Raw genomic sequence first — 17,483 nt, forward strand, 5'->3', positions numbered from 1 at the left:
GACCTGCCCGTCCTTCACGAACACCCGCTGACCACAACCCACAGCGCAGTACGGGCAGACGGACCGGGCCATCGAATCGGCGGTATCGGTACGGGCGGTGAGCGCACGGGACCCGTCGGACTTCGCCGCGGCGCCCCGGCCCAGCGGGTCCGTGCCGGTGAGCTGGCGGTAGACCGGCCAACCCTCGAACCAGCTGCGCACCCCCATCGCCGCACCTTCCCGACCAATCCCGCCAAATATGAACACTCTGACGTTAGATGAGGTGCCGGCCCGGTCGCAGCGGGATCACCAACAGTCATGCCTCCCCCGGCCCTTGGTGTGGGCCGGAAGAGGCATGGAGTACGGCGTTGGTCAGTGCGGTTGCAGCTGGTCGCTGAAGGTCCGGTAGCGGCGCAGCTCCCAGAACAACCAGCCGATGCTGATGATCGCCAACACGACGAAGACCAGTGAGCCGGAGAAGGTGTCCCAGAGGGTGTGCAGGACGACGACACCGACGAACGTGCCGATGAACCCGAAGAGCCGAGCGACGCTCGGGCTCGCCAGCAACGCCCAGAGCGCGCCGGCGGTCAGCCCCGTCCAGGCGGTGTGGCCGGCGGGCGCCGTCAGACCTCGAATGAAGAGCGTCTGCTCCACCGCGCCGATGTTGCCCTGCGAACTCAGCAGCGCGCTGAACGCGTAGCCCATCGTCTCCAGCGCAGCGAAACCCATGCCGGCGGCGATGCCGATGATCAGCCCGTCGGAGGGAACCCGGCGACGGCGCTGGGCCACCACCGTGAACAGCAGCACCACCGGGACGATCAGCTTCGCCGACTCCTCGATCAGTGCCACGAACAGCATCGGCAGGGTGCCGAGGCCGCGCAGGGTGTCGTACTCCAGGGTGCCGGCGACCACAGTGCCGATCACACCGCCGAAGAACGCCGACGTCACCAACACCGACGCCGGCACCTGCCACCGCCCGGTGCGAGCCTGCGCGAACGTCAGGAACGTCAACGGCACCAACGTCGCCCCGAGCAGGATCAACGCCGGTACGAAATTCGGATTCTTGGTGCTGACCAGGGTCCGCAGCACGGCCAGATAGAGGACCAGCCCGACGACGAGCACCCCGACCCACGCCCACCGGCGCCAACGATCACCCATACCGCGCAGTCTGGCGGACCCAGATTACGAAGACCAGCCCCGGCATCGAGATCCTGACGACTCCGCACGTGCGCGCCACCGGGTGGTGCTGGTCCCTTGATCGTTGGCAGCTGAGCTGTTCGACACGCCGAGCGGCGCCCTGCTGAGCTGCCACCGATCGACGTGGCGATCCCGCGCACGGGGGACGATCATCCGGGGGGAGCAGGTTGGGCAGGGCCGCCGGGCTGCGGTCGGCGATCCCACAGCACCAGGCCGGTGAGCAGCATCGCGACGCCCAGCCCGACCATCGCCAACCCCACCGTCGTGCGCGCGCCCCCGTCCAGGTGGCCCGCCACGATCCACCCGCTGTCCATCCCGAACGCCAGCGGCATCAACCCCTGCGGGATGACCGGTATCCACCCGACCGTCAGCAACCCCAGTGCCCACGCGGTCGACGTGTTCTCCCGATACCACTGCACGTCCCAGGTCAGCGGGAGCACCGTCTCCGGGGGTCGGCTCCGCTGACCGGCCGCGGCGAGCACCGCCGTGCCGCGCCGAGCGAGCCGCTCGTCGGCCAGCCACACGCCACCCCACCAGGCTGCGGCGCCTCCGAGCAGCCCGACCAGCGGCAGCAGCGGTGCCGTCTCCGGCGGACCCCAGACCACCAGGGCGAGCACCGGCGCCGAGGCGAGCAGCCCAGCAGCGGTGGCGACCAGCACGCTGACGATGTCGGTCGGGTTGTCGGCAGCGGTGGGATGCCGCGGGTCGGCCACCGGGCGTACGCGCAGCAGCGACACCCACACCGGCACCGCGGCGCCCGCGCCGAGCAGGGCCGGCAGGGCGCAGAGCGCGGCCAGCGGGTCGACGTCGGGGGCGAGGAGGATGCCCGCGACGGTCAGCAGCACCCCGATCGGGGTGACCAGAACCAGCCACGCCAGGGCCCGACCCCGGACCTCGGCCCGTTCGCCGCCGGGCGTGGTGAGCGGCAGCCACAACGCGGTGCCGTCCAGCCCGACCAGCCCGGCGGACATCGCCGCCGCGCCGAGCACGGCGAGCGGCCCGGCCCACGGCAGCAGCAGGTCCACGTCGGACAGCAGCGGCAGTCCGGCGAGCAGCGCCCCGTACACCACAGCGAACGCCAGATACTGCAACCGCAGCGGATGCCGTGTCCAGGCACGCAGCTCACGGCCGACGACCGCCCGCGTCGCGGCCGGCACCCACCCCAGCCACTCGCGCTCAGCCGCGGCCGGTGACACCGCCGTGGTTCGGCGCGGCCGGAACGGCGCGCCGGCGGCGATCACCTTTCGGACAAGCATGATGTACGCGGCGGCGCAGAGCGCCACGATGCCCACCAGGGCCGCCATCCTGCGCACCCCTTGCCCGGTTGGCCCGGTCACGGCGGCGACCGGCCAGGCGCTCGGCACGTACGCCATGGCCCGGACCACCTCCTGCGGCGCTGCCACGAGCACTACCGACACCCACGGAAAGACCGCCCAGAGCGACCCGGCGACACCCATCGCCGTACCGGTGAAGATGCCGGTGAGCAGCGCCCCGGGCCGGGCCGCCGGCGTGGCCGACGACCTCCAGAGCGATGGCCGAGCCGATCAGCCCGAGCAGCCAGAGCAGCACCGCGCCGCCGGCGGTGACAAGGACCGCGACGGCGCCGTACCGGGCGGCGTGCACCGGCAGCGCGGCGAGTGCCACCAGCGAGACGGCCGGGCCGATGCCGATCGCCGACGCGGCGAGCAGACCGATCGCGGCCGGGACTCCGCCGATCGGCTCCAACCGCAGGTGGGCCGGCCGGACCCGGCCGCGGCCGCCGCCGAGCAGCAGCGGCAACACGATCCAGCCGAGAACCCACGTCCCGGCGAGCAGGCCGAGCGTGTGCGGGTCGCCGTGGAGCGCGTACCGGATCAACCAGGCGGCGGCGAGCAGGCCGACCAGGCCGGCCACAGTGGGGCCGGGGTGCTCGCGCAGCGAGCGACGCAGCATCGTCGCGCGCATCCGGGCCGGTACCGCGATCGCGCCGAGGGTGCCGCCCAGCCGACCGGGGGCGACGGGTTGCGCGCTCATCGTGCCCCGGTCAGCCAGTCCAGACCGGCGCTGCCGGAGGCTTCGGCGCCGACCAACTCGACGAACCGGTCCTCCAGGCTGCTGCCGGCGGCAACCTCGACGACCGACCCGGCGGCGACGACCCGGCCCTGATGGATCACGGTGACCTCGTCGCACATCTGCTCGACGAGCAGCATCGAGTGGGTGGACAGCACACAGGTGCCGCCACCGGCCACGAATCGGCGCAGCACCCGGCGGATGGTGGCCGCGGAGACCGGGTCGACCGCCTCGAACGGTTCGTCGAGCACGAGCAGCCGGGGCGCGTGCAGCAGCGCCTGGGCGAGACCGAGCTTCTTGCGGGTGCCGGTGGAGCAGTCGGCCAGTGGGGTGCCGGCGCCCTTGGCCAGGCCGAGCACGTCGATCAGTTCGGCGGCACGGTCGGTGGCCGAGGCCCGGGGTAGCCCGCGCAGGCCGGCGCTGTAGCGCAGCAGTTCGGCGCCGGTGAGGCGTTCCGGGAAGTCGAGGCCGTCGGGCAGCACGCCGGTCAGCGCGCGGGTCAGTCGACGCTCGCGCAGCGCGTCGTGGCCGAGGATCCGGATCTGCCCGGAATCCGGGGTGACCAGGCCGACGGCCATCCCGATGGTGGTGGACTTGCCGGCGCCGTTGGGCCCGACGATGCCGTGGAACGTGCCGGGGTGGACGGTCAGATCGATGCCGTCCACCGCGCGATGTGCCGCGAAGGTCTTGACCAGGCCACGGATCTCGAGTGCCGGGGGGATCACGCGCCGAGCATAGGTGACCTTGCACGGCGGCGCGGCCCGCCGCTCGACAGTCCACAGTGGACGCGGCCGCTCATACGACGTGTACCAGCCGGAAGCGTTCGGTCACCACCAGGGTGTCGTCGTCCACCGTGAAGCCGGGGTCGCCCAGCTCGGCACGCACCTCGGCGCTGTGCCAGAACGTCTCGTGCCCCGCACGCCACTGGGCCACCGACTCGTCGCCCTCCCCCTCGGCCAGGGCGTGCGGCAGGTCGACCTCGGCGAGCCGGACCACCCGTACGTCGGTCAGCTCGATGGCCGCGACCCGACGGCCGGCGGAGTCCACCACGGCGGACAGTTGACCCACCTCGGGCAGCGGCTCGTTCGCGCACTCGTACCCGACCAGCAGGCCGGTCGTCGACGTCTTCGCCCCGGACAGGATCGCGCCCACGAGCTTGTCCCGCAGGGGCCCCGGAAACGCGAACTCGGCAAGAGGTAGTTCGTCGAGGTGCATCCGCGGAGCGTACGCGACCCGGCGCGTGTGAGGGACCGTCGCACCACATCTTCATGATCGACCGGACCAGACCGCGCCGACGAGTCGGCCGTCGGTCAGGTGTGGTGGATCGGGGTCGCCAGGTCGCTGAGCGGGCGACCCGAGCCGCCCCAGGTCTGGGCGGTGATCTCGGCGGCGATCGCCACGGCCGTCTCCTCCGGTGTCCGCGCGCCCAGGTCCAGCCCGATCGGCGAGCAGAGTCGGGCCAGCCCGCTCTCCGGGACACCCGCCTCACGCAGCCGGCGCATCCGATCGTCGTGCGCGCGCCGGCTGCCCATCGCGCCGATGTAACGGGCTGGCGTGGCGAGGGCGACCTGGAGCAGGGGCACGTCGAACTTGGGGTCGTGGGTCAGGACGCAGAGCACGGTGCGGTCGTCGACGCTGGTCGACTCCAGGTACGCGTGCGGCCAGCGGACGACGAGGTCGTCGACGTCCGGGAAACGCGCACGGGTGGCGAACACCGGGCGGGCGTCGCAGACAGTGACGTGGTAGCCGAGGAACTTCCCGATCCGGGCCATCGCGGCGGCGAAGTCGATCGCACCGAAGATGATCATCCGGGGTGGTGGCACGTACGACTGGACGAACACGGCCACCTCGTCGCCGCGCTGCTGCCCCTGCCGGCCCAGGTGGATCGTGCCGGTGACGCCGAGGGCGAGCATCCCGGTCGCCTGCCGGGCCGCCGCGTCGTCCAGGTCGGGTGCGCCGAGGCTGCCCGCGACCCGATCGGGCCAGATCACCAGTTGGGCGTTCTCGGCCGATGCGGTGGCGACCGGGCGGCCGTCGCGGATCGCGGCGAGGATTTCGTCGAACTCGGTCATCGCGACGCTCGGTTGCACCAGGACCTGGATGGTGCCGCCGCAGGTCAGCCCGACGTCCAACGCGTCGTCGTCGTTGACGCCGAAGGTCTGGGTGTGCGCCGCGCCGGTCTGGATCGCGGTCCGGCAGAGTTCGTAGACGGCGCCCTCGACGCAGCCGCCCGAGATGCTGCCCACCACGTCGCCGTGCGCCGAGACGGCCATCGCCGCGCCAGGTTGCCGGGGCGCGGACTGCCAGGTCCGCGCGACGGTCGCGACGGCGAACGCGACGCCCGCGGCACGCCAGCCGGCCAGCCCGTCGACGATGTCCCGCATGGCCGCACGATCCGCGAGCCCTGGCAGCAGCGTCAACGGCGACCTAAGCAGTTGCTTAGGTCGCCGTTGACTTTGACCAGCGCCGGGCAGAGATTTTGCCGGACTGCGGAGGTGCGACATGCAGGTGCCGGCACCGTTCGAGTACGAGCGAGCCACCAGTGTGGACCATGCGATCAGCCTGCTGGAGCGGCTGGGCGGGACAGCCCGCCTGATCGCCGGCGGGCACAGCCTGCTGCCGATGATGAAGCTCCGGCTGGCCAACTTCGACTATCTGATCGACATCAACGACCTGCACGGCGAGTTGGGCTACGTCGAGGCGGGCCCCGACGAGGTCCGCGTCGGTGCGCTGACCCGGCATCGGGAGCTCCTCGAATCACCCGTGCTGGCGGCAGCGTTCCCGATCTTCGCCGACGCCGAGCGGGTGATCGCCGACCCGGTGGTGCGCAACCGGGGCACGCTGGGCGGCTCACTGTGCCAGGCCGACCCGTCCGAAGATCTGTCGGCGGTCTGCACGACGCTGGACGCGCGGTGCGTGATCCGTGGGCCGGGCGGCGCGGAGCGGGTCGTGTCGATGGAGGAGTTCCACGTCGGGCCGTACGAGACGGCCGTCGCGGACGACGAGATCCTGGTCGAGATCCGGCTACCGGTACGTCCCGGCTGTGGCAGCGCGTACGCCAAGGTCGAGCGCCGGGCCGGCGACTGGGCCGTGGTGTCGGCCGGCGCTGCGGTGTGGCTCGACGGCGGCGCGATCGTCGACGCCCGGGTCGGGCTCGCGGCGGTCGGCCCCAACACCACTGGCATCCCGGAGATCTCGGCGGCGCTGCGTGGGCAGGAACCCTCGGAGAGTCTCTACGAGCAGGCCGGGGCGATCGCGGCGGACAGCTGCGACCCGGTGACCGACCAGCGCGGCAGCGCGGACTACAAGCGGCATCTGGCCGCCGAGCTGACCCGGCGGACCCTGCGCCGGGCCGTCGATCGGGCGAGGAGCTGAGCATGCAGGTCACCATGACCGTCAACGACGTCGAGGTCACCCGGGAGATCGAGGCCCGGCTGCTGCTGGTGCACTTCCTGCGCGACGTGCTGGGTCTGACCGGCACGCACTGGGGCTGCGACACCAGCAACTGCGGCACCTGTGTGGTCTGGCTAGACGGCGAGCCGGTGAAGTCGTGCACGGTGCTCGCGGCCATGGCCGGCGGCCACCAGGTGCGGACCGTCGAGGGCCTCGCCAAGGGCGCCGAGCTGGACCCGATCCAGCAGGGGTTCATGCAGTGCCACGGTCTGCAGTGCGGTTTCTGCACGCCGGGGATGATGATGACCGCGCGGGCGCTGCTCGACCGCAACCCCGACCCGAGCGAGACGGAGATCCGGGAGGCGATCTCGGGTCAGATCTGCCGGTGCACGGGTTACGCCACCATCGTGCGCTCGGTCCGCTGGGCCGCCGTGGCCGAGGCGCAGGCCGCGGCCCAGGTCACCGAGACCACCGAATCGACCGAGGCCGGCGAGATCGACAACGCCGGCCAGCCCGCGGAGGCCGTCGCATGACCACGGTTCACGAGCGCGTGGACACGTTCCACGACAACGACCAGAAGCCCGTCGGGTACGGCCGGATGCTACGCAAGGAGGACCCTCGCTTCCTGCGTGGGCGCGGCCGGTACGTCGACGACGTCCAACTGCCCGGCATGCTGCATCTCGCGATCCTCCGGTCACCGGTGGCGCATGCCCGGATCGTCAGCATCGACACCAGCGCCGCCGAGGCGTCGCCCGGGGTGAAGGCGGTGGTGACCGGGGCAGCCCTGGCGCAGCAGAACCTGGCCTGGATGCCGACGCTCTCCAACGACGTGCAGGCCGTGCTCGCCACCGACAAGGTGCGTTTCCAGGGCCAGGAGGTGGCCTTCGTCGTCGCCGAGGACCGGTACGCGGCGCGTGACGCGCTGGAGCTGATCGACGTCGAGTACAACGTCCTCGACCCGGTGATCGACGCGCGCCGGGCGTTGGCGCCGGACGCACCGCTGATCCGCGACGACCTGGACGGCAAGACGAACAACCACTGCTTCGACTGGGAGACCGGCGACGAGGCGGCCACCGAGGCGGTCTTCGCCCGCGCCGACGTCGTGGTCAGCCAGGATCTCGTCTACCCCCGGGTGCACCCGGCGCCGATGGAGACGTGCGGGGCTGTCGCCGACTACGACGCTGTCGACGGCAAGCTGCGACTCTGGTCGACCACCCAGGCCCCGCACGCGCACCGCACGCTCTACGCCATCGTGGCGGGCCTGCCCGAGCACAAGATCCAGGTGATCGCGCCGGACATCGGCGGCGGGTTCGGCAACAAGGTCCCGATCTACCCCGGGTACGTCTGCGCGATCGTCGCCTCGATCGTCACCGGCAAGCCGGTGAAGTGGATGGAGGACCGCTCGGAGAACCTGATCAGCACGGGGTTCGCCCGTGACTACATCATGCGGGGGGAGATCGCCGCGACCCGCGACGGCCGGATCCTCGGCATCCGCACCAACGTGCTGGCCGACCACGGCGCGTTCAACGGCACCGCCGCCCCGGTGAAGTACCCGGCCGGTTTCTTCGGGGTCTTCACCGGCAGCTACGACATCGAGGCCGCGTACTGCAAGATGACTGCGGTCTACACCAACAAGGCGCCCGGCGGCGTCGCGTACGCCTGCTCGTTCCGGATCACCGAGGCGGTCTACCTGGTCGAGCGGATCGTCGACTGCCTCGCCGACGAACTCGGCATGGACCCAGCCGAGCTGCGGTTGAAGAACTTCATCCAGCCGGAGCAGTTCCCGTACACGACGAAGACCGGCTGGGTGTACGACTCGGGCAACTACGAGCCGACGATGCGGCTGGCGATGGAGATGGCCGGCTACGACGAGTTGCGCCGCGAGCAGGCCGAGAAGCGGGCCCGGGGCGAGCTGATGGGCATCGGCATAGCGTTCTTCACCGAGGCCGTCGGCGCCGGGCCGCGCAAGGACATGGACATTCTCGGGCTGGGCATGGCGGACGGCTGCGAGCTGCGCGTCCACCCGACCGGAAAAGCAGTGGTACGCCTCAGCGTGCAGTCGCAGGGTCAGGGCCACGAGACGACGTTCGCGCAGATCGTCGCCGAGGAGATCGGGATCCCCCCGGCGGACATTGAGGTGCTGCACGGCGACACCGACAACACCCCGTTCGGCCTCGGCACGTACGGCAGCCGCTCGACGCCCGTCTCGGGCGCTGCGGCGGCCCTGGTGGCCCGGAAGGTTCGCGACAAGGCCCGGATCATCGCCTCGGGAATGCTCGAGGTGTCGGTCGCCGACCTGGAGTGGGAGAAGGGCGCGTTCCACGTCGCCGGTGACCCGGGCAGGTCCGTCACCATCCAGGACATCGCCCTGCGCGCGCACGGCGCGGGCGACCTCCCCGAGGGCATCGAGGGTGGCCTGGAGGCGCAGATCTGCTACAACCCGTCGAACCTGACCTACCCGCACGGCGCGTACATCTGCGTGGTGGACATCGATCCCGGCACGGCGCAGGTGACGGTCCGACGGTTCATCGCCGTCGACGACTGCGGCACCCGGATCAACCCGATGATCATCGAGGGGCAGGTGCACGGCGGGCTGACCGACGGGGTCGGCATGGCCCTGATGGAGATGATCGCGTTCGACGAGGACGGCAACTGCCTCGGCGCGTCCCTGATGGACTACCTGATCCCGACGTCGCTTGAGGTGCCCGACTGGGAGACCGGCTTCACCGTGACACCGTCGCCGCACCACCCGATCGGCGCGAAGGGCGTGGGCGAGTCGGCGACGGTGGGTTCACCGCCCGCGATCGTCAACGCGGTCATCGACGCCCTGAAGCCCTTCGGCGTCCGACACGCCGACATGCCGCTGACGCCGTCGCGGGTCTGGGACGCGATGCGCGGCCAGGCCCGGCCGCCGATCTGAGGAGCCGAGGATGACCACCATCGCCGACCGCGCCCGGGAGCTGACCGACACCCGGGAGCCGTTCGTCCACGCCACAGTGGTCCGCGCGCAGGATCCGACGTCGGCCCGACCGGGCGACGACGCGGTGATCCGGTCCGACGGCTCGATCGAGGGCTTCGTGGGCGGGGTGTGCGCCGAGAGTTCGGTGCGGGCCGCCGCCCTCGACGCCCTGCGCGACGGCAGCGCCCTGCTGCTGCGGGTGCTGCCGGAGGGCGCGACCCCGTTTCCGGACACGCCGGGGGCGCGGGTGGTGGTCAACCCGTGCCACTCCGGTGGGGCGATCGAGGTCTTCCTCCGACCGATGCTGCCGGCGCCGGCAGTGCGCGTGGTCGGTGACACCCCGATCAGCGCCGCCGTCGCGACCCTGGCCGCTTTCCTCGACTTCGACGTCGTCGCCGCCGACGACAGCACCGGCTGCACCGCGGTCGTGGTGGCCGGGTTGGGCCGGGGCGAGCCGGAGGCGATCCGGGCCGCACTCGACGCCGACGTCGGGTTCATCGCGCTGGTCGCCAGCGGCAAACGTGGCGTGGCCCTGCTCGACGACCTGGGGTTGACCGACGCGGAACGCGCCCGCGTCCACACCCCGGCCGGGCTGGAGATCGGCGCGCGTACACCGGCGGAGATCGCCCTGGCGATCATGGGTGAGGTGGTCCGGGCCATCCGGGTGGACGGCTTGGCCCCGGCCTCCGGCGCACCGGCCGCCCGACCGCAGCAGGCCGTCGACCCGGTGTGCGGAATGACCGTGCTGGTCGGGGTGGAGACGCCGCACGCGCGCGTCGACGGGCAGGACTTCTGGTTCTGCTGCGCCGGTTGCCTCGCGAGTTACACGGCGGCGTGACAGGTGTTCCTGACCGGCGTGGTGCTCGCGGCGGGTGCCTCGATGCGGTTCGGCGAGGCCAAGCAACTGCTCCCGTACCGGGGGCGGACGCTGCTCGACGCCACACTCGACCTGGCCCGCTCGTGCGGCTTCGACCAGCTGCTCGTCACGGTGGGCGGCGCGGCGGACGGCATCCGCGAGCGGGTGGACCTGACCGGCTGCCAGGTCGTGCAGAACCCGGCGTTCAGCACCGGCTGCGGGTCGTCGGTGCGCACCGCCGCGCGCGCTGTGGACCCGCGCGCCGACGCGCTCGTGCTGCTCCTCGGCGACCAGCCCGGCGTCCGTGCCGCGGACGTCCGCCGGGTCGCCGCGGCGGCCACCCCGCTGGCCGTCTGCCGGTACGCGGACGGCCTGGGCCATCCCTTCCGCTTCGGACGTGAGGTGCTGCCCGAGTTGTCCGACCTGCACGGCGACAAGGCCGTCTGGAAGCTCCTGCACTCCGGGCGCCACCCGGTGACCGAGGTGACAGTCGACGGGCCGGTGCCGATCGACGTGGACACTCGAGCCGACTACGAGCGCCTGCTGGCGGGCGAGGCATGAAGGACGCTCAGGCCGTCCGGCACCGCCTCGACGCCGTCGACTACCTGGTCGACGACGGCATGGCGATGGCCCTGTTCCTGGCCCTGCGCCTCGGCCGGCCCCTGCTGCTGGAGGGCGAGCCGGGGGTCGGCAAGACCGCCGCCGCGAAGGCGTTGGCCCGCGCGCTGGAGACACCGCTGATCCGGTTGCAGTGCTACGAGGGGCTCACCGCCGGCGAGGCGCTCTACGAGTGGAACTACCAGCGGCAACTGCTGGCGATCCGGCTCGCCGAGGCGCACCACACCCGGCTCACCGACGCGGACCTGTTCAGCGCGGAGTACCTCCAGGAACGCCCGATCCTGCGGGCCGTACGCCACCGGGGGCCGGTCCCGCCGGTGCTGCTGATCGACGAGATCGACCGGGCCGACGACGAATTCGAGGCGCTGCTGTTCGAGTTCCTCGGCGAGGCCGGCATCACGATTCCCGAACTCGGCACCTTCACCGCCCGCACCCCACCCGTCGTGGTGCTCACCTCCAACCGCAGCCGGGAGTTGCACGACGCGCTGCGCCGCCGCTGCCTGTACCACTGGATCGACTTCCCCGAGCCGGCCCGCGCCGTGGAGATCGTCCGCCGGGCCGTACCGGGCGCGACCGGACCACTGATCCAGACGGCCGTGCAGTTCGTCGGCGACGTACGCCACCGGGAGTTGGAGAAGGCGCCCGGGATGGCGGAGACCATCGACTGGGTGGGCGCGCTGTCGGTGCTGGGCGTCGCCGACCTGGCTGCCGACGGTGTCGTACAGACCATCGGCACCATCGCCAAGACCCCCGACGACCGCGTCGTGGTCGCCGCCGCGCTCGGCGCCTACCAGGAGAGTCCGCCATGAAGATCACCAACGAGTTCGCGGTCACCGTTCCGATCGAACGGGCCTGGGCGGTGCTCACCGACCTGGAAGGGCTCGCGCCGTGCCTGCCGGGCGCTCGGTTGACCGGCGTCGACGGCGACGTCCACCAGGGCCGGGTGCGGGTCAAGGTCGGGCCGGTCGTCTCGGAGTTCGCGGGCACCGCCCGGTTCGTCGAGAAGGACGACGCCGCGTACCGCGGGGTGATCGACGCGAAGGGCCGTGACGCCCGCTCAGCCGGCACCGCGTCCGCGCTGGTCACCGCCCACCTGCGGCCGGACGGCGACCGGACGTTGGTCAGTGTGGACACCGACCTGAAGATCTCCGGCAGGCTGGCCCAGTTCGGCAGCGGCATGATCAAGGAGGTGTCGGGCAAGCTTCTGGCCCAGTTCGTCGCCAACCTGGAGGCCAAGCTGGCCGCCGAGGTGCCGGCCCCGCATCCGAGCTCGGAACCCGTGGCGGCCACGTTCGCCGCGCCGCCCGAGGCGACCCCGGTCGCGTCCGCCACGGCGGTCGCGACCACCCCCGCCACCGCCGCCGTCGCACCCTCACCCGTCGAGCCGTCGCCGGTCGGGTCGTCGCCGGTCGGGCCGTCGCCGGTCGGGCCGTCACCCGTCGGGCCGACGGCCGATGCCGTACGTGTCGCGCCGACCGCCGAGCCGGAGGCGCTCGACCTGCTCAGCATTGCCGGCGGGTCGGTCACCAAGCGCCTCGTACCGGTGCTCGTCGGTCTGGTCGCGGTCGGCGCGGTGATCGCCTGGCTGGTCGCGCGCCGATGAGCCCGGGTGTGCTGCGCGGCGTCGACCGGGCCGCGTTCGCGGTGGCGATCGCCGGCCGACTGCGCCGAGCCGGCGTCCCGGCCGGGCTGACCACAGTCGACGACTTCGTCCGGGCGCTCGCCGCCAGCCCACCCGACTCGATGTCGTCGCTCTACTGGGCCGCCCGGATCAGCCTGGTGCGACGGCACACCGACGTCCCCGCGTTCGACCGGGTCTTCGCGGCGATCTTCGCGGACCCACCGCCCTTGCCCCGACCGCAGCGGTCGGCGCCCCGGGCGAACGGACCCGACGACGTGTACGTCCGGGTGCCGGCCGACACCGACGACGCGGGGTCGGGCGGCGGGCTGCCGTGGGCGACAGTGCCGCCGGAGGTCGCCGAGACACCCGAACACGACAGCGTGCTGCGGCTGCCCGAGCGGCGTCCGAGCGCTCACACCGGGCTCGCCGACCGTCCGTTCGACGAACTCGACGCGGCACAGGTCACGCAGCTCGGCGACGCCCTGCGCGCGGCCGTCGCCGGCTGGCCGACCCGACGCACCCGGCGGCACACCGTCGGCTCGGCCGGCGCCCGGATAGCGTTGCGGGCCACCATCGCCCGGGCCCGGCGTACCGGCTGGGAGCCCGTCGAGGTCGTCCGCGCTCACCCGGTACGGCGGCCACGCCGGGTCGTGCTGCTCTGTGACGTCAGCGAGTCGATGCGGACGCAGGCAACCGCGTACCTGCATCTGATGCGGGCGTTCGCGGTGGTCGCCGACGCGGAGGTGTTCGCGTTCGCCACGACGCTGACCCGGCTCACTGTGGTGCTCCGGCACACCTCGGCGGCCGAGGCGGTAGCGCAGGCCAGCGCCGCCGTGACCGACCGGTACGGGGGCACCCGGATCGCCACGAACCTGCGCGCCCTGCTCACCTCCCACCACGCGGAGTCCGTACGCGGGGCGGTGGTGGTGATCGGGTCGGACGGTTGGGACAGCGATCCGCCCGCCGACCTGGCGGCGGTGATGGCCCGCCTGAACCGCCGCGCGTACCGGGTCGTCTGGTTGAATCCGCGCGCCGGCGCACCCGGCTTCGCCCCCCGGGTCGGCGGCATGGCCGCCGCGCTCCCCTACTGCGACCGTCTGCTGCCGGCCGGCACTTTCCAGGACCTGCTGGTCGTCGCCCGTCAGCTCCAGAGCGTCACGTGCACCGACGGCCGGAAGTGGCCGACGCTCACGCCCGCGCCGCGCATCATCGCCTGAATCGCCCTCGGCGTCGACGAGAAGCGCGACAGCTCCTCGGCGGCCGACATCGAACCGGGGGTGGCGAGCACCTGCGCATGCCACACCGCCTCCATCGTCGCGTGTGGCCCCACCACCTGCCCGAGCTGGCCCTGACGGACGTCCGTCGCGACGGTGAACGCGAGGGCTGGTGCCACCCCCCTGCCCCGTTTGGCCTCCCCCAGCGCGGCCGCGTGGCTCTGGAAGATCTGCTGCCGCTCGTCCGGCACGGCCAGCCGACGCAGCAGCGCCGGGACCGCGCCCCACTCCGTGGCGGCCGACGGCCCGAGCAGCCAGGTCTGCTCCCGCAGCTGCCCTGGGGACGCCGCCAGGCCGGCCAGTGGATGTTCCGGACCGACGGCGATCACGAGCCGGTAGTTCATCACCGGCCGGCAGCCGATGGCGCTGTCGACGACCGACGGTTGCGGCCCGATCGCGATGTCCGCGGCACGGGTCAGCAACAGCGACTCGAACGACCCCGGGTTGCGCACGCTCAACTCGACGTCGAGGTCGGCGGCCCGCTTGGCGAAGAGTTCGATCAGCCCCGGCGCGGCGAACTCGGCGAACAGGCTCGACGCGGCGACCCGCAGCAGCCGTCGGCCGCGCTTCGCGGCGCTGACCTCCAGCATGGTGCGGTCCTGAAGGCCCAGCAGTTCCGCCGCGCGACTGGCCAGCCGCAGCCCACCCGGAGTGAACGCGAGGCCCGCCGCCGTCCGGGCGAAGAGCTTGTCGCCGAACTCCCTGCGCAGCTGGGCGATGTGCAGCGACACCGCCGACTCGGAGACCTGGAGCTCCGCGGCGGCCTGTTTGACCGAGCCCAGCCGGACCACGGCGACGTACGCGCGCAGCTGTGTCGGGGTCATCGGCGTCACCCACTTCCCCGCGATCGCGTGGCTCGGCTCGGCGTCGAGACGAACGTCGATCATCTCCCGCTGGTCCGGCCCACCGCCAGCGGCCGATCATCTGATCGTCGGGCCCGGTGCCGTTCACCATGGACCGGAGCAGTGACGACTGCTCCGGTCAGCTCTCGGTGGTGGCCGCCTGGTTCCCGGACACGCAGTACACGTCGCCGGAGTTCGCGGCGTGCGGCAGGTCGTGCAGGTGCGTCGCCAGGTCGGTCGCGGACATCCAACGTCGGAAGGTCATCGACTTGTCGTCGCCCACCGCCACGTCGAAGCCGTCGAAGCCGAGCGCGGTCAGGCGGTCGAGACACCGATCGGCGACCGCGCGCGCGATGGTGGTGAACTCGAACGACAACGCGGGCAGCGGGCGGCTCAGGCCGGCCAGCACCTCGTCCTCGAAACCCTCGACGTCGATCTTGGTGAAGGTGGGCACGCCGTACGTCTCGATCAGCGCGTCGACGGTGACCACCGGGACCTCGATGTCGGCGTCCCACACCTGGCCCTCCCACCCGCCCGCGCCCTCCGCCGCCCGGACGAAGTCCGGTGAGGCGGTCGACACGGTGGGGTTGGCGGAGTTGACGTGCAACCGGGTGCGCCCGGGAAGCCCGCCACACACGGCGTCGACAACTGTCACCCGGTCGTCGTCGGCGTAGATCGCCCGCAGTGCGCGCAGACACAGCGGCTGCGGTTCCACGGCGACCACCCGGGCACCGAGGCGGCGGAAGCTGGCGATGTGGTCGCCCACGTGCGAGCCGATGTCGAAGACGAGGTCCCCGCTGCTGACGAAGCGGGAGTAGAAGGCGTCCATCCTCGCGTCCCGCTCGGGATCGCCGTAGTAGACGTCGAGCGACCGGTGCAGCAGGGCCAGGGCCGGGTCGGTCCGGAGCGCGGCGATCCTGGCGTCGGTGGTAGCCGTCATCTGTCTGCGTCCAGTCCGTAGAGGTGGCCGGGTCACGGCCCGAAGGCGGTCAGGAACCGGTCCCGGAAGGCGTCCATCCGCCAGACCGGCGCCTGCGGCCCGGGCTTCAGCCCGTCCTGCCAGCCCCACCCGGAGATGCGGTCCAGCACGGCCCGGTCCCGGGTGATGATCGAGATCGGGACGTCGTGGCTGGCGTTCTCGCCGGTGACGACCGCTGCGGGTTGGTGGTCACCGAGGACGATGAACACGAGGTCGTCGTCTCCGTAGGTCCGCACGTAGGAGATGAGCGCGCCGAGGGTGTACTCGATGGACTTCCGGTAGTCCGCCCGGATCTGGGTGGTGTTGCGGCGCTTGTCGTCCGACCTGCCCGCGGTCCCGCGGTAGACCGCGCCGTCGCCGACGTCGGCCCAGTCGAGCAGCGGCGGGACGGGCGTCCACGGCGCGTGACTCGACACCAGCGCCAGCTCGGTCATCACGGTGCCGTCGCGCTTCGCCTGCTCCAGGCGCTGCCAGCTGGCCAGTGTGTACTGGTCAGGCGGGGTGCCGAAGCTGAACTTCGGGCCACGGTACGCGAGTGTCCTGGCGTCGTAGAACCGGTCGTAGCCGAAGAAGGAACCCTCCGGCCACGCCCTGGTGACGGCGGGCATCACGCCGACGGTCTGCCAGTTCGCCCGTCGGAAGGCGCCGTTGAGGGTCATCCGGTCGCTGGCCAGCAAGGTGCGGTGCCGCTGGTCGTTGTCGATCCAGAGGCCGGAGAGCAGCGTGTCGTGCGCGAGCCAACTACCGCCGCCGAAGGTCGGCGAGGTGAGGAAGCCGCTCTGCGCGGCGAAACCGGCCGCGCCCAGTTCGCCGGCGCCGCGGTCGAGGACGGCACCGACCTGCGGCGCGAACTCCGGGTCCTCGACGGCGTCCCGGCCGTAGCTCTCCACGAAGGCGACGACCACGTTCTTGCCGCGCAACGCGGTCAGTAGCTGGTCGCCAGGGGTGTCGCCGAACCTGTCGGCCTCGATCAGGGCCCCGAACGTCTCGCGATCGTCGAGGCGAAGGCGCACCTGGAAGCCGTGACCGTTGGCCAGGGTGGTGGCGGACGTGTCGGCGACCGGCACACCCTCGACCACCCGCACGTTGAACGCGGCGCAGGCCACCCAGACGACCACCAGCGCGGCCACGATCCGGGTGGTCCCGGTGCGGTGCCGGACCACCAGCCGCCGCAGTCGCCGCATCGACAGCGTGACCAGTGTGGGCAGGCCCACGAGCACCACCGCCAGGGTGATGGCGACGCCGATGGCGGCGGGTCGACCGTACGACTCGCTGAGGAAGGCGAACCCCTCGTCGAGGAGCGCCCAGTCGAGCACCGGGTCGAACGCCCGGCTCAGCGAGGCGGTGAACCCCAGGTCGAGCAGCTTCAACAGGCCGAGCAGACCGAGGGCCACGCCGGCGAGCGTCGCGACCAGTCGGCTGCCACGAGACGGCAGGGCGAGCAGGAGGGCCACGACCAGCAGCGCCTCCAGGGGGATCCGCGCGAACGCCGCCGGGCTGAGCCGGCCGAAGTCGTACGGCATGGTGAGGACGAGCAGCACGAGCAGCGCGGCCAGCACGGTCGTCAGCCGGGCCGCGATGGAGCGTTTCGGCCGATCCTCGACGTCGGTGCCGTCGGCGGTACCGCCCGCGACCTCGCCCCTCATCGCCCTCCGTCCCTGGCTCGGCAGCTGACGTACGCGCGTCAAGAGCGACAACCCGGGCATCCTTCCATGA

Annotated in this window: 17 protein-coding genes; 8 read left to right on the plus strand and 9 right to left on the minus strand. The window is 72.2% G+C overall.

What is annotated here, in order from left to right; translation table 11 throughout:
* The 6 genes from ABZS40_RS30340 to ABZS40_RS30365 form a co-directional block, all read right to left on the minus strand.
* The coding region (locus ABZS40_RS30340) for a hypothetical protein (protein WP_354947193.1) at nt 1-207 on the minus strand (207 nt) is incomplete at its 3' end.
* A 144-nt stretch (nt 208-351) separates the two neighbouring features.
* Complete coding sequence (locus ABZS40_RS30345; RefSeq protein WP_354947195.1) at nt 352-1,137, minus strand: PrsW family intramembrane metalloprotease; 786 nt, start codon at nt 1,135-1,137, stop codon at nt 352-354.
* Nucleotides 1,138-1,325: 188 nt separating this feature from the next.
* Entirely contained in the window at nt 1,326-2,480 is a 1,155-nt protein-coding gene (locus tag ABZS40_RS30350) for a hypothetical protein (protein WP_354947197.1), read from the minus strand.
* A 705-nt stretch (nt 2,481-3,185) separates the two neighbouring features.
* Complete coding sequence (locus ABZS40_RS30355; RefSeq protein ID WP_354947198.1) at nt 3,186-3,950, minus strand: ABC transporter ATP-binding protein; 765 nt, start codon at nt 3,948-3,950, stop codon at nt 3,186-3,188.
* Nucleotides 3,951-4,020: 70 nt separating this feature from the next.
* Nucleotides 4,021-4,440, minus strand: a complete 420-nt coding sequence (locus tag ABZS40_RS30360) for an ASCH domain-containing protein (protein ID WP_354947199.1) — start codon at nt 4,438-4,440, stop codon at nt 4,021-4,023.
* A 95-nt stretch (nt 4,441-4,535) separates the two neighbouring features.
* Nucleotides 4,536-5,609, minus strand: a complete 1,074-nt coding sequence (locus ABZS40_RS30365; protein WP_354947201.1) for an XdhC/CoxI family protein — start codon at nt 5,607-5,609, stop codon at nt 4,536-4,538.
* A gap of 118 nt (nt 5,610-5,727) precedes the next feature.
* Between ABZS40_RS30365 and ABZS40_RS30370 the strand changes: the two genes are divergently transcribed.
* Genes ABZS40_RS30370 through ABZS40_RS30405 form a run of 8 tightly spaced genes read left to right on the plus strand, consistent with a single transcriptional unit; the run spans nt 5,728 to nt 13,889 of the window.
* Nucleotides 5,728-6,600, plus strand: a complete 873-nt coding sequence (locus ABZS40_RS30370; RefSeq protein WP_354947203.1) for a xanthine dehydrogenase family protein subunit M — start codon at nt 5,728-5,730, stop codon at nt 6,598-6,600.
* 2 nt (nt 6,601-6,602) lie between these two features.
* Nucleotides 6,603-7,151 carry a (2Fe-2S)-binding protein gene (locus tag ABZS40_RS30375; RefSeq protein ID WP_088948676.1) on the plus strand — a complete coding sequence of 183 codons (549 nt, stop codon included), beginning with the start codon at nt 6,603-6,605 and terminating at the stop codon, nt 7,149-7,151.
* Nucleotides 7,148-9,538 carry an aerobic carbon-monoxide dehydrogenase large subunit gene (locus tag ABZS40_RS30380; RefSeq protein WP_354947205.1) on the plus strand — a complete coding sequence of 797 codons (2,391 nt, stop codon included), beginning with the start codon at nt 7,148-7,150 and terminating at the stop codon, nt 9,536-9,538. The genes ABZS40_RS30375 and ABZS40_RS30380 overlap by 4 nt, the downstream gene beginning before the upstream one ends.
* Nucleotides 9,539-9,548: 10 nt before the next feature.
* Nucleotides 9,549-10,415, plus strand: a complete 867-nt coding sequence (locus ABZS40_RS30385; RefSeq protein WP_354947207.1) for an XdhC family protein — start codon at nt 9,549-9,551, stop codon at nt 10,413-10,415.
* A 3-nt stretch (nt 10,416-10,418) separates the two neighbouring features.
* On the plus strand, nt 10,419-10,994 hold the full coding sequence (locus tag ABZS40_RS30390; protein ID WP_354947209.1) for a nucleotidyltransferase family protein: 576 nt from the start codon (nt 10,419-10,421) through the stop codon (nt 10,992-10,994).
* Nucleotides 10,991-11,860 carry a MoxR family ATPase gene (locus ABZS40_RS30395; RefSeq protein WP_354947211.1) on the plus strand — a complete coding sequence of 290 codons (870 nt, stop codon included), beginning with the start codon at nt 10,991-10,993 and terminating at the stop codon, nt 11,858-11,860. The genes ABZS40_RS30390 and ABZS40_RS30395 overlap by 4 nt, the downstream gene beginning before the upstream one ends.
* Entirely contained in the window at nt 11,857-12,654 is a 798-nt protein-coding gene (locus tag ABZS40_RS30400; RefSeq protein WP_354947213.1) for an SRPBCC domain-containing protein, read from the plus strand. The genes ABZS40_RS30395 and ABZS40_RS30400 overlap by 4 nt, the downstream gene beginning before the upstream one ends.
* Entirely contained in the window at nt 12,651-13,889 is a 1,239-nt protein-coding gene (locus tag ABZS40_RS30405; RefSeq protein ID WP_354947215.1) for a VWA domain-containing protein, read from the plus strand. Before ABZS40_RS30400 ends, ABZS40_RS30405 begins: the two co-directional genes overlap by 4 nt.
* Here ABZS40_RS30405 and ABZS40_RS30410 read toward each other — a convergent pair.
* The 3 genes from ABZS40_RS30410 to ABZS40_RS30420 form a co-directional block, all read right to left on the minus strand.
* Nucleotides 13,814-14,833, minus strand: coding sequence for a LysR family transcriptional regulator (locus ABZS40_RS30410; RefSeq protein WP_354947217.1), 1,020 nt, complete (start codon nt 14,831-14,833; stop codon nt 13,814-13,816). The two genes, ABZS40_RS30405 and ABZS40_RS30410, sit on opposite strands and share 76 nt — an antisense overlap.
* A 94-nt stretch (nt 14,834-14,927) precedes the next feature.
* Nucleotides 14,928-15,728, minus strand: a complete 801-nt coding sequence (locus ABZS40_RS30415) for an FkbM family methyltransferase (protein WP_354947219.1) — start codon at nt 15,726-15,728, stop codon at nt 14,928-14,930.
* 32 nt (nt 15,729-15,760) lie between these two features.
* Nucleotides 15,761-17,413, minus strand: a complete 1,653-nt coding sequence (locus ABZS40_RS30420) for a sulfatase-like hydrolase/transferase (RefSeq protein WP_354947221.1) — start codon at nt 17,411-17,413, stop codon at nt 15,761-15,763.
* Nucleotides 17,414-17,483: the final 70 nt, after the last annotated feature.

The organism is Micromonospora sp. NPDC005324 (genome assembly GCF_040607155.1).
Taxonomy (GTDB): Bacteria; Actinomycetota; Actinomycetes; order Mycobacteriales; family Micromonosporaceae; genus Micromonospora; species Micromonospora trifolii.